Source organism: Streptomyces sp. NPDC044921 (assembly GCF_056432865.1).
Genome location: NZ_JBWKIF010000043.1, coordinates 1 through 12886 on the forward strand (window position 1 = coordinate 1; position 12886 = coordinate 12886).

At 69.2% G+C, this 12886-nt stretch carries 8 protein-coding genes; all 8 read left to right on the forward strand.

The genetic code is table 11. From position 1 onward, the window contains the following. The first annotated feature begins 799 nt into the window (after nt 1-799). Nucleotides 800-1123 (forward strand): hypothetical protein, encoded by a 324-nt coding sequence (locus tag AC07DA_RS35875; RefSeq protein ID WP_479132449.1) that lies wholly within the window; start codon nt 800-802, stop codon nt 1121-1123. 19 nt (nt 1124-1142) lie between these two features. Then, nucleotides 1143-3896 carry a helicase associated domain-containing protein gene (locus AC07DA_RS35880; protein WP_479132450.1) on the forward strand — a complete coding sequence of 918 codons (2754 nt, stop codon included), beginning with the start codon at nt 1143-1145 and terminating at the stop codon, nt 3894-3896. 198 nt (nt 3897-4094) lie between these two features. Then, nucleotides 4095-4889, forward strand: a complete 795-nt coding sequence (locus tag AC07DA_RS35885; protein ID WP_479132456.1) for a TnsA-like heteromeric transposase endonuclease subunit — start codon at nt 4095-4097, stop codon at nt 4887-4889. Further along, nucleotides 4886-7129 carry a transposase family protein gene (locus AC07DA_RS35890; RefSeq protein ID WP_479132451.1) on the forward strand — a complete coding sequence of 748 codons (2244 nt, stop codon included), beginning with the start codon at nt 4886-4888 and terminating at the stop codon, nt 7127-7129. The genes AC07DA_RS35885 and AC07DA_RS35890 overlap by 4 nt, the downstream gene beginning before the upstream one ends. After that, the gene (locus AC07DA_RS35895; protein WP_479132452.1) at nt 7123-8151 is read left to right on the forward strand and encodes a TniB family NTP-binding protein; all 1029 of its coding nucleotides are present in this window, start codon (nt 7123-7125) and stop codon (nt 8149-8151) included. Before AC07DA_RS35890 ends, AC07DA_RS35895 begins: the two co-directional genes overlap by 7 nt. Nucleotides 8152-8250: 99 nt before the next feature. Further along, the gene (locus AC07DA_RS35900) at nt 8251-11463 is read left to right on the forward strand and encodes a Helicase associated domain protein (RefSeq protein WP_479132453.1); all 3213 of its coding nucleotides are present in this window, start codon (nt 8251-8253) and stop codon (nt 11461-11463) included. Between the two features lie 46 nt (nt 11464-11509). Continuing rightward, nucleotides 11510-11740, forward strand: coding sequence for a hypothetical protein (locus tag AC07DA_RS35905; protein ID WP_479132454.1), 231 nt, complete (start codon nt 11510-11512; stop codon nt 11738-11740). After that, nucleotides 11737-12714 carry a hypothetical protein gene (locus AC07DA_RS35910; RefSeq protein WP_479132455.1) on the forward strand — a complete coding sequence of 326 codons (978 nt, stop codon included), beginning with the start codon at nt 11737-11739 and terminating at the stop codon, nt 12712-12714. Before AC07DA_RS35905 ends, AC07DA_RS35910 begins: the two co-directional genes overlap by 4 nt. The last annotated feature ends 172 nt before the right edge of the window (nt 12715-12886 follow it).

Here is a 12886-nt window from a genome sequence, read left to right on the forward strand (position 1 = left end):
CCCGCGGAGCGGGTACCACATCGCTGCGCGATGTGCAAGCGAACACCCGCGCTGCACGCGGGTGTTGCGCTCCCGCTCCGCGGGAGCGCTGGCGGGACGCTGCGCATCCCGCTCACCAAGCCCGCTTCGCGGGCTTGGTGACGCTCCGTCCGCTGCGCTTCCGGAGCTGCGGGGCTTTGCCCCGCTGACCCTGGGCTTCGCTTCGCTCCACCCTGGGCCGGCGGGTCCGCTGCGCTCCCCCGCCTCAAGGGCCCTTCCGGCTGCGCCTCCAGGACCCAGGGGCCCGCTTGCGCGGGCCTGGCTGGCTACGAGGAGCGGGGTCGCTCGTTCGTGTCGGGTTCTGGTGTAGTGGCTGCCTCAGATAGATGCAGCATGTATCGTTGGCAGAAATCTGGGACACCCGCCAGTCACTCGGGAATCTCCCAGGTTCCGAGAGGATGGCCAGATGACCGGTCACCACGAATCTACCGGACCAGATCCCACACTGAGCAGCGATTCGATGCGCCGGGTGACGCAGTATCAGACAGTGTGTGTGAGCGCCCGGTTGAGACTGTTCGCGCTCCTGGAGCGCCGGGCGTGCCCGCGAGCGAGGCGGACGACCTGGTGGCTGGGGCGCAGTGCGAGGTGGTGGAGCTGGACGGCATGGCGCCGGCTTCTCGGGGTGTGCTGTGTTCGCGGACGGCTGGGACGAAGGCGTGATGGCGGTGAGCGAGGCCCTGGGGGGCATCGCGGGCCGGGACTGGCCACGGCGCGGCGCCGGTCGGGCGGGGTGGCTGAGCTGGCCGTACATTTCGCGGACGTGAGGCAGCGTGAACGGGCGGACCTGGTGTGGCTGGAGGGGTTCGTCCGGGAGTCCGTGCTGCCGCGCGCCCATCCGCACCCCACGGCGCGGCGCCGGGTGCTGGAGGTGCTGGGCGAGGCCGGCGGTCTGTGTACGGCGCGGACGGTGAACAGCGACGAGGACTACATCCTCTGCACGCTCGGTGTCGGGCACTACGACCCGGACGACCAGCCCCCCTTCAAGGAGGGAAAGCCCGGCTGGCACAGGGCGGGTGCGTCGATCTGGAACGGCTCGGGTGCGGCCTGCATTCCGCACACGGCCATCGAAGGACCACAGAAATAGAATCGGGGAGGGCACCGAAATGATTTTGATTCCGCTCAAGGAACACCAGGTCGACCAGAAATTGCGCTTTCGTAACTGGGTCGGATTTCCTGCAAGATCTTTTGTGCCTCCAGAAGGGGCTCGTGCCATGGGGGTGTCCGCGACGGGATCCGGTAAGACGATCACCACCGCTGCGTGCGCTCTGGAGTACTTCCCCGAGGGGCGGATCCTCGTCATGGTGCCCACGCTTGACCTGATCGTGCAGAGTGCCCAGTCCTGGCGGCGGGTCGGGCACCAGGCGCCGATGGTCGCGGTCTGCTCGGTGGACAAGGACGAGGTCCTGGAGCAGCTCGGAGTGCGCACCACCACCAACCCGATCCAGCTCGCCCTGTGGGCCGGGACCGGTCCGGTGGTCGTGTTCGCCACGTACGCCTCTCTCGTGGATCGCGAGGACCCCGCCGATGTCACTGGTCGCCGGACTGTTCCTGGGCCGTTGGAGTCGGCTCTGGCGGGCGGGGAGCGGCTGTACGGGCAGCGGATGGCTCCGTTTGACCTGGCCATTCTGGACGAGGGGCACATGACGGCCGGAGACATGGGCCGGCCGTGGGCGGCGATCCACGACAACAGCCGGATCCCTGTCGACTTCCGGCTCTACCTGACCGCCACCCCGCGCATCCTCGCCGCGCCCCGGCCGCAGCGCGGGCGGGACGGGCGGGAGGTGGTAATCGCTTCGATGGAGGACGACTCCAGCACCTACGGCACCCGAATTTTCGATCTTGGGCTGGCGGAGGCGGTAGAACGCTCAATCCTCGCGGGATTCGAGATCGACGTGCTGGAGATCCGCGACCCCGACCCGATCCTGGGCCTGTCGGAAGACGCGCTGCGTGGCCGGCGCATGGCCCTGCTCCAGGCCGCACTGCTGGAGCACGCGGCGCAGCAGAATCTGCACACCACCATGGTGTTCCACCAGCGGGTCGAAGAAGCCGCAGCGTTCGCCGAGCAGATGCCGCGCACAGCCGCCGAGCTGTACACCGCTGAAGCTTCCGCGGCGGCGCTGGTAGGTGCGGAGGAGCTGCCCGCGTCGTCGATCGATGCTGAGCTGTACGAGCTGGAGGACGGCCGGCACGTGCCTCCGGACCGGGTGTGGGCGGACTGGCTGTGCGGGGACCATCCCATCGCGCACCGGCGTGAAGTGATCCACCGGTTCGCCAACGGCATCGACGCCCAGAACCGGCGGGTGCACCGGGCGTTCCTCTCCTCCGTACGCGCCCTCGGGGTCGGAGTCGACATCACCGGGCTGCGCGGGGTCGAGGCCGTGTGCATCGTTGGCTCGCGCAGCTCCCAGGTCGACATCGTTCAGAACATCGGACGGGCGCTGCGCCCCAACCCGGACGGCACGGCCAAGACCGCGCGGATCATCATTCCCATCTTCCTGCAGCCCGGGGAGGACCCGAAGGACATGGTCGCCTCGGCCAGCTACCAGCCCCTGGTCGACGTCCTCCAAGCTCTGCGCTCGCACTCGGAACGCATGGTGGACCAGCTCGCCTCCTGCGCCCTGACCCGCGGTACCGAACGCCGGCGTATCCACGTCCGGCCCACCGGCGCGGCCGGCCCGGAGAACGGGGACATGCCCGAGGAGACCAGCCAGGCGCAGCAGGAGGTCGACCGGGTCACTGCGGTCGTGGTCAACTTCGCCTCCCCCCGCGACGCCGCCGACATCGCCGCCCTCACACGCTGCCGCGTCATCCGTCCCCAGTCCCTCGTCTGGCTCGAGGGCTACCAGGCCCTGCTCCGGTGGCGTACCGAGAACGGGATCACCGGGTTGTACGCCGTTGCCTATGACGTCGCGACCGAGGTCGGGACGACGAAGGCGTTTCCGCTTGGGCGATGGGTGCACCAACAGCGAAAAGCGCTGCGGGCCGGTGAACTCGACCCCCACCGCAAAGAGCTCCTCGACGAGGCCGGGATGGTGTGGGAGCCCGGCGACGAAGCATGGGAGACCAAACTCGCCGCACTCCGCGCCTACCACCGGGCCACCGGACACCTCGCACCCCGACAAGACGCCCTCTGGGGCGAAGGCGAGGGAGACGACGAGCATTTGGCCATTGGACAGCTGCTCGCCAACCTCCGCCGCAAAAACGGCCTCGGCAAGGACCCGCAGCGGGCGGAGACCCGGGCCGCGCAGCTCGCGGAGATCGACCCGGACTGGAACTGCCCCTGGCCCCTCGACTGGCAACGCCACTACCGCGCCCTCGCGGACCTGGTCGACGCCGACGGCGTGCTGCCGGCCATCGCTCCCGGGGTGCTGTTCGAGGGCGACGACATCGGACGATGGCTCCAACAACAGCAGAAGCCAGGCACCTGGAAGCTACTGTCCACCGAGCAGCAGGAACGGCTGACCAGGCTGGGCATCAAGCCCGTTGAGGCACCGTCTCCCGCCCCTGCGGCTCCTCGTACGGCGAAGGGCCCGAGCAAGGCGCAGCGAGCATTCCAACGTGGCCTCGCGGCCCTCAAGCAGTGGGTGGAACGGGAAGGCGCGGACCGGCCGGTCCCGCGCGGCCACACCGAACAGATCACGGTCGACGGCGAAACCGAGCCGGTGGCCGTCAGGTTGGGCGTGTGGGTCTCGAACACCAAATCGAGGTGGGGCAAGCTCGCCCAGGAGCAGCAGGCCGCCCTCGCTGCACTGGACGTTCCCTGGGCAGTGACCGCGCCGGTGCCGAGTCGGCCTGGGGGCCCGGGTCCGGCGGGTGAAGCCGTCGTCCAGCCCGTACCGTCGGACGCGTCCAGGTAGGAAGGCCAGAGCTGAGACGACACCATGAAGGACGAGATCGCCTCCCCAGTCGTAGACCTCGAACTTCGGGCCGCTGTCCAGCCGGACCAAGCCCGGTCTGCCGAAGACACCACGCCCTGCGCGAAGAGTTCTCATCCCTTCGGGTGAGCGGCGAGGATCGGAACATCTGCGCTTCTGCTCATGTACTTGGCTTCGGGTATGAAGCCTGGCGGAGTTGTTGGTGTGGATGCGGCGGGTGATCTCAAGGTGTCCGCTGTACCTGTGGCTACCGGCAGGGTCGACGCGTGCTTTCGTGATCCTCTGGGAAAGGCACATCAGGTTTCGTGGCTTGAGGCGGCGCAGGACGTTGTCTTTGAGGACTGTCCTGTGATTCGGTCGTTTCCCATCCGGTATGGGCGGCGCGTGGCGCCGGGGTGGTGGTGGTCGTCGACCAGTGGGCGGCTGGTGGCGTACGGGTCCGGTGTCATGCGGACCCAGCTGATGCTGCTCGACCGGGATCCGGCGGTTGTCGCGCTGGCCTGTCGGCCAGTGGAGCTGGTGTGGCGTGAGGACGGCAAGGTCGTCGCTCATGCGCCGCAGCTGATGGCCCGGCTTCAGGACGGCAGCGGCCTGTTGCTCGACTGCGCGGGACGCATCGGGTCGTCTGCCCGGCTGGCGGAGCGGGCGCGGGTTGTGGCGGCTGCCGCGGAGGCAGTGGGCTGGTCCTATCGGCTCGCGGGGCCGCCGGATCCGGTGTTGGTGGCCAATGTGCGGTGGCTGGCCGGTTACCGGCATCCCCGATACGCCGCTGGACCGTGGACGCCAGCTCTGGTGGAGGCGTTCAGCAGTCCGCGGCCAGCGGTGGAGGCTGTGCGGGAGCTGGGTGACCCGATCGCCCTGTGGCCGGCGGTCTTTCATGCGCTGTGGAGCGGTGTGCTTCGGGTGCGGCTGGACGAACCGTTGCACGAGCGTGCCGTTGTCTCGGTCGCACGGCAGGAGGCCGGAGCGGCATGACGCAGGCGGTTGTCGAAGTCGGGGCGCGCCTTCGCTACGACGGACGGGTATGGACGGTCGCCGTGCTGGAAGGTGCCCGGGCCACGCTGGTGACCGATGAGGGCACCTCGGCGGTGGTGCTGCTGCCCTATCTGTTCGCTGATCCGTCTTTCGATGCGGAAGGCGGGCCGACGCCGGGGAGGGTGCCGCGGTTCGGGCTGCTGGAGGCCCTGCCGGAACAGGTGCGCGAGCGGGCTGTGGCGTGGCAGCGGCATGTGCGGGAGGTGGAGACCGGCTTTCCTGACGCGGTCGGCCAGGGCGCCCCGCGTGAGCAGTTCGATCCGGCGACGTGGAGCCTGGCGCAGCGGGAACGGGCGAAGGCGGAGGAGTTGAGGGCGGCGGGCTGGGCTGCGAGTGCGGCGACGGTGCGCCGGATGCGAGCGCGCCACCGCAGCGAGGGCTTGTGGGGATTGGTGGACGGCCGGGCGGTGCGGGAGCGGTCGGCGGTGGGGCGGGCCGATGAGCGGGTGGTCGCGGCAGTCAGGAAGGTGCTGGAGGGGCAGCGGGAGCGATCGACAGGCACGCTGGTACGGCTGCGCCGCCAGGTGGGGTGGCTGCTGGAGGAGGAGTACGGCGCGGGGGTGGTGGACTTGCCGCCGGCGTCGACATTCAACCGGCTTGTGCACGCGGTGGCCGACGGGCAGGGCCTTTTGGGAACGGCGGCGCAGCGGCGGTGGCACGCGTCGCGGCCGGCACCTCCGTTCACGCCGACGGTGGCACTGCGGCCGGGCGAGCTGGTGATGCTGGACAGCACGCCGCTGGACGTGCTGGCGGTGCTGGACGATGGTGTGACCGGCCGTCTTGAACTCTGCATCGCGCTGGACGTGGCGACGCGCAGCCTCTGCGCCGCGCTGCTGCGCCCTGTGGGCACGACGTCGGTGGACGCGGCGATGCTGCTGGCGCAGATGGTGGTGCCGGTGGCAATGCGGCCGGGCTGGGACAAGGCACTGTCCATGCAGCGGTCCGTCATCCCGTATGAGCGGCTGATCGCGTTGGACGCTCGGCTGGAGCAGGCGGCCGCACGGCCGGTGATCATGCCGGAGACCGTGGTGGTGGACCAGGGCCGGGTGTATGTGTCGGCTTCATTCGTCTCCGCGTGCGAGAGCCTGGGGGTGTCGGTGCAGCCGGTACCGCCGGCGAACGGCCCGGCGAAGGGGAACGTGGAACGGACCTTCCGCGCCATCGCCGACGGGTTCAGCCAGTACCTGCCGGGCCACACCGGATCGGACGTCTCCCAGCGGGGCGCGGCCACGCATGAGGATGCGTGCTGGAGCCTGGCGCAGCTTCAGGAGCTGCTGGATGAGTGGGTCATCTGCGGGTGGCAGGAGCGCCGTCACGAGGCGCTGCGACATCCGATGATGCCGCAGGTCACCGTCTCCCCGAACGAGATGTGGGCAGCGCTGGTAGCGGTGACGGGGCACGTGCCCGTGCCGTTGTCCGCCGACGACTACGTTGAGCTGCTGCCCTTGCGGTGGCTGGCGATCAACGACTATGGCGTCCGCTTCGGCTACCGCACCTACGACCACCCCGGCCTGAACCCCTACCGGCGCCGCCGCTCACCGCAGACGGACAAGAACGGACGGTGGGAGGTCCACCACAACCCCTACGATCCGAACCGGGTGTGGGTGCGCCTGCCCGAGGGATGGCTGGAGGTGCCGTGGGTCCACGCGGAGGCGGTTAGGCGCCCGTTCACCGCGTTCACCTTCGACCACGTCCGCCGCACCGTGGAACGCCGGCATGGCCGCGAAGAGCACGAGGCGGCGATCGCCCAGGCGCTGGATGCGCTGCTGCGCCGTGCCAGTCAGGGACTGGGCAGCAGACGAGAGCGGACGGTAGCCGCCCGGGCCCAGGCTGCCGCGCAGATGACTGATCCCTCCCCCGTCACCACACCGCAGCAGTGGCCTGCGCCTCTCGCGCCGGGGGCCTCGTTCGGGCTGCCCGGCTCCTTCACCGTCCCGCTGGACGCCGACGGCTGGGACATCGACGACAGCCTGGATGACATCGATGACGATCCGGGCGGCGAGAACTACCTTCTCGCCGCCCTCGCCGACGGCCAGGACGTCACGGCAGGCCACGCGGATGAAGCGTCCGAGCCGACGGCCGTAACGGCCGGGGACCAGGCCGCTGAGCAGACGCCGGACGCTGGCGGGGCGGGCGGCATGCGCATCTACGACCCGTACCGGGAGGCCCAGGCATGGTGACGACGGCGCAGCCCGCCAGCGCGAGCACTTACAGCCCACTGACGACATGGGACGGGTGGCAGCAGTTCGTCGACGCGCCCCACGCACCGGCACGGGACGCCGACGACCAGGAGTGGACGCTGGAGCAGCGGGAGGACTACCACGCGCGGTTCGTGGTGCTGAAGACCCCCGCGATGGACGCCATCTCCACTGCGGTCCGCCGTCTGCTGCTGCTCAACCGCGGCCAGCAGGGCGGAGCCCGGCGCGGCCTGATCATCTCCGGGCCGGCCACCACCGGAAAGACCACCGCCATGCAGCAGCTCGGGCGCACCGTCGAACTCGCCGACCGCCTCCGCCACCCGGACCAGGACGGCCGTCTGCCGGTCCTGTTCATCACCGTGCCGCCGTCCTCCACCCCGAAAATGCTTATCAGCGAGTTCGCCCGCTTCCTGGGCCTGCCGACGCTGGAGCGGATGAACCAGATCCAGATCACCAACGCCGTGTGCGAGCTGCTGTGCGAGATGGGCACCCAGCTGGTCCTGGTCGACGACGTACATTTGATGGACACCCGCAGCCGGGCCGGCGCCGAGACTTCCGACCAGCTGAAATACCTCGGTGAGCGGATCCCGGCGACGTTCGTCTACTCCGGCATCGACGTCGAAGCCTCACCGCTGCTGACCGGCGTGCGCGGCTCCCAGCTCGCCGGCCGCTTCAAGATCGTGCGCAACCAGCCGCTGCGCTACGGCAGCAGCGGCGACAAGCAGGTCTGGAATGACCTGGTGAACGGCATGGACAGCGCGCTGCGGCTGCGCCAGCACCGGCCCGGCACGCTGGTCACACACGCCGCCTACCTGCACGCCCGCACCGGCGGCCGCATGGGCAGCCTCTCCCACCTCATCCGCGAAGCCGCCCTGGTCTCCCTGCTGGACGGCACCGAGAAGATCACCAAGAAGCTGCTCGAACAGATCGAGCTCGATACCGCCGCCGAACAACGGGCCCGGGCACCCAGGCGCCACCGGATGCCTACGCAACGCCAGCCCTGACCGGCGGCGTCTGCCTCAATCGTCCGCACCAATCCCCCGTTCGCCACGGCTCGGATGCCAGTACATCCGGGTCCGCCAGGAAACGACCTCCACTCCCTGATGCACGACTTTCTTCCACCACAGCCGCAGCCACCGCATACGGCTGCGGCACGATCGGGGCCGGTACGAGTCGCGCCGCTGCAGGGCGAGACGAACCTTTCGTACCTGGACCGGCTGGCCGACCGCTACCGGCTCGGCGTCAGAGACCTCATCCCCGCGCTCCTCCAGGTCGGCGGAGGCCTGTTCAAGGGCTACCGTACGGACGGCGAGGTGTACCTCAACGCCGAAGCGCGCACCCGAATCTCCGCGTTCAGCCGCGTCCCTGAAGACGTCCTGGGGCGGGCCCTGCCTGCCTGGACCACTCAGGAACCCCTTGCGGCGGACGGGGCGGGTACGGCCGGGCGGTTCCGCTTCGGCTCCGTGGTCCCGGCTGCGGGGGAAGGCTGCCGGCTGTGCACGGCCGCACGCACCGGACGGGCCAAGCCTGCACGGCTGTACTTGCAGCCGCACACCCGGGTCTGCCCGCGCCACCGGCGCTGGACGCTCGGCACCCATTGGATCGGCGGCGCGCCGGCTGGCACCGAGCAGATCGACCTGACGGGGCTGCCGGAGATGATCACGGCACACCGACGGCACATGAATCTGCTGCGCCATCGGCCGGACGGTGTTCGTGCGTTCGAGGTCGCGCATGCCGTGGCCGTTTCCTGGTGGGCACAGCAGTGGCCTGAGGAAGAGCAGTGGCCGCGCCGAGCACTGCAGCTCGCGCCACCAGGCACCGATCCCGGCTGGTGGCGGCTGCTGGCCAGGGATGCGGTCACCTACCCGGAGACGGTTGCCCTCGCCTCTGTTCTCGTTGACGAACGCTTCAGGCGGCGGCTGCTCGCCGAGAGCGGCGGCCACCTGCCGCACACCCTTGCGGACACGCCTGCTCTGGTCAGTAAGCTGGCCCAGATCACCAACCGGGGCTGGCTGCCCGAGAAGATCGCTTCGACCTCAGCCGGGCCCTTGCTGGTGTGGGTGCACAACTGCGTGCGGTCCCATGCTGGTGCAGACGCCGCCGATCGTTTGTGGACGCTGCACATGGCACACCGGCCCCGGCCCATCGCCCGGGAACTGCAGGCCTATCGCGACGCGGGCAGTAAGCCGGAGGCGGTGGGGGGCAGCCCGTCGCGGGGCCGCGGGATTCGGCTCACCCCCGAGCAGGCATTTCATACCGGTCTGGCCCACGCCCGTGCCTACGCTGCCCATCACGGCCACCTCGCGGCTCCGATCGGTGAGCGGTTCAACGGCTTTGCACTGGGCCGGTGGCTGTCCAACCACCGGAAATCCGCCGCGGTACCGCCCGAACACGTCGCGGAACTCGAGGTGCTGGATCCGTGGTGGCGACCGCCTTGGACGGTGATGTGGCAGCGTACCTACTACGAAGCCCGTGACCATGCCCGCGCCCGGGGCGGCCTTCGGCCCGAGCGCGGCTTCCCCGCCACCAGCTTCGGCCTGGGTGAATGGCTCTACATCCAGTGCACAGGCTATGACGACCTGCACCCCGCGCAGCAGCGTCTGCTGTCCGACATCGGCCTCACCCCCGAGGCCGTACGGGCGGCCCGGCCTCGCCGCAAGCACATGGCCACCCACTTCGAGCGCACCCTCGCGGGTGCACGTGCCTTTGCCCGCACCCACGGCACGCTGGTGACCGCGACCGCCGACACCGTCCACGACGGATTCAAGCTAGGGCAGTGGCTGGCCAACCAGCGCAGCAAAGACCGGGCCTACCAGCTGCGTCATGGCGCTCCCTCACCCCGAGCGCTGGCACTGTCGGCAATCGACCCCTGGTGGAACCCGCCCTGGGCCCTGAACTGGCAGCGCTCCTGGCACCAAGCACAAAAGCACGTCCAAGACGGTCACGTCCTGGACGCCGCGGCCGGATTCCCCGGCACCAGCAGCGCACTCGCCACGTGGCTGACCAACCAGTGCGCCCAGTACGACACACTCCAGCCCGACCAGCAGGACCTCCTCGCCCGGATCGGGCTGGCCGCGGACCGGGCCCGCGGCGCGGCCGCACAGCCCGCCGAACACGAAGCCGACTTCGCCGTCGGACTCGGTTACGCACGTTCCTATCACTCCACACACGGCACTCTCGCCACCGCGAACAGCACCGTCCACGACGGGTTCGAGCTGGGGCGGTGGCTGCGCCGGCAACGCCAGCACGCCCGACCCGATGCCGACAGGGGCGCGCCTCACAGTGCTGCGGCGAAGGCGCTGACCGCCGTCGATCCCTGGTGGTGCCCGCCCTGGTCTCTGGCCTGGCAGCGCTCCTGGCAGCACATCCACCATCAGGTCCGGGCCGGCCACCCGCTCGACGCCACGCACGAGTTCCGCAGCTTCTCCTCCACCGAGCGCGCCTGGCTACGCCGACAGATCACGCGGTACGGCGACCTGCATCCCGGCCAGCAGCGCCTCCTGGCCGACATCGGCCTCACCGAGGAAAGCACCCGCACCCGGCCCGTCACCCCGTACGCCGAAACCGCACTGGCCCATGCCAGCACCTACACAGCCGCGCACGGCAGTCTGGCAACGCCGTACTGCGCCGTCCACGAGGGCTTCCCCCTGGGGCCCTGGCTGGCCCGGCAACGCCTTCTGGCCCATAACGCGAACACCCCCTACGCCCTCCACCACGCCCTGACCGCGCTCGACCCCTGGTGGAACCCGCCCTGGCCCATGCGCTGGCAGCGCGCCTACCACCACGCCCGCACCACACCCAGCAGTGCGGGCACGAGTTCCTGGGCGTCCGCTCAACGCGCCGCCTGGCACCGGCTGCACCCGCAACAGCGCGCACTCCTCACAGGCATCGGTATCACCCCGGAAAACCGCACCAGCACAAAGCGCCGCGAAGCAACCCGCGCCTATCCACCAAGCCCCGGACTGGCCCACGCCCGCGCCTGGGCCGAGGAGACCGGCAACCTCTGCGTCCCCAAAAGCGCGCACCACGAGGGCTTTCCCCTGGGGGCATGGCTGATCCAACAACGCCGCAAAGCCGGCCAACGCCGCCTCTCCCCCACAACCCTGCACACCCTCAACACCATCGACCCCTGGTGGAACCCGCCCTGGCCCTACCAATGGCACCGCACCTACCACCAAGCCCGCGAGCAGCACCAAACAGGCCAGCCCTACCCGCCACGCATCACCTCATGGATCCACACCCAGCACCGCCACTGGCCACGCCTGCACCCCCAGCAACAACACCTCCTCACCACCATCGACATCCACCCCGGCTAGAACCGACAACATCGCCGCCGTCAGAGCCATGCGGAACAATCCAGCCATGGGCGAATCCCTCGCGACACAGTTCCTCAACTCGGACCTCGAGACGGCCTGCCCCGCCTGCGGCTACCTGATGTGGATCCGCTACTCGGAGGTCGTTGCCCAGACCGCCGTGATCTGCCCCTGCTGCTACACCCAGGTCTGGCTAGTCGATGAGACCGGCAGCGCGCAGAACGCCGGCGACGTCGTCCAGCAGCAGATCGGACAAGCTCTGAAAGGCCTCTTCCGGTGAAATACCAGCAACGCCTCCAGGTCGCCGTACGCGAGCGACTGCGCAAACTCATGACCGCGCCCTACTCCAGCGCCGGCCACGAAGTCCACCTCGCCGTCACCTGGATCAACAGCCAGCCAGCCCTCAGAGGCCTGCTTGAGGAGGCAGCCCGGACAGAACCAGAGCTGGACCGGGAGAGATTCCGCACGGGCCTGTCCCGCAGCGGCCGGTTCTTCTGGCCAAGCCGAACGGAAGAAGGACGGGCCACCCTCGTCTGGGAACTGATGCAGGACATCGCCAAGGACGACGCAGAAGACCCGGAAGCCGGCTGGCGCGCCGCGAGCGACTACAGCACGAAAAGGAACATCCAGGACAGCTGGCGGGAGTTCGCCGAAGACATCCTGCAGCCCTTCTTCGACTTCCTCAGCGAACGCGTCGGCGCCGAGAGCAGCATCCTGCACACCCTCGAGCGCTACCGAATTCGCATCGAATGGTTCGACCGCGAAGAGCTCTACACCCGCTTCGAAGCCGACCGCGCCAACGGCGAAGAGGTCTACAACCTCGACCTGCAGCGCTTCCTGTTCCTCGAGGGCGACCACATCACCCACGCCAAGCCCCGCTCAGCCTCCGGCGAAGCCGACCTGATCGGCGACCTCGACAGCCGCGACCCTCTGGTCTGCGACGGCAAGATCTTCGACGGAAGCGGTCGCGGCAAGAGCTACCTCGTCAAAGGCGTGCACCAGATCATCAAGTACGCCCACGACTACGGGCAACACACCGCCTACCTCGTCATCTACAACATCACCGACAAGCTCCTCGAACTGCCCACCGACGGCACCCCCGGCGCCTGGCCCCCGTACACCGAAATCTCCGGCGTCCGCGTCTACTTCATCCACGTCCGCGTCCTGCCACCCACCACCACCGCCAGCAAAGCCGGCAAAGCCACCCGCGTCACCCTCACCCACGACGACCTCACCAACCCTGACACCACCTGACCCGTCCCAGCAACTAGCAGCTCACTGGAACTGCACAACGCTCGGCCAACCTGCGCGCACCCGCGTACACGCAGTTCAGACGTCGTCTCATTTGGTGAGTCTGCGGTAGCAGATGAGGCTGCAGGCGATGGCCGTGAAGGCCAGGAAGTGCTCGGCCTTGCGTTCGTAGCGG

Excerpts from the sequence above, each read along its gene's own strand:
- AC07DA_RS35880 (WP_479132450.1), top strand. The coding sequence starts at position 1,143 with ATGATTTTGATTCCGCTCAAGGAACACCAGGTCGACCAGAAATTGCGC.
- AC07DA_RS35885 (WP_479132456.1), top strand. The coding sequence starts at position 4,095 with ATGAAGCCTGGCGGAGTTGTTGGTGTGGATGCGGCGGGTGATCTCAAG.
- AC07DA_RS35890 (WP_479132451.1), top strand. The coding sequence starts at position 4,886 with ATGACGCAGGCGGTTGTCGAAGTCGGGGCGCGCCTTCGCTACGACGGA.
- AC07DA_RS35895 (WP_479132452.1), top strand. The coding sequence starts at position 7,123 with ATGGTGACGACGGCGCAGCCCGCCAGCGCGAGCACTTACAGCCCACTG.
- AC07DA_RS35900 (WP_479132453.1), top strand. The coding sequence starts at position 8,251 with ATGCACGACTTTCTTCCACCACAGCCGCAGCCACCGCATACGGCTGCG.
- AC07DA_RS35905 (WP_479132454.1), top strand. The coding sequence starts at position 11,510 with ATGGGCGAATCCCTCGCGACACAGTTCCTCAACTCGGACCTCGAGACG.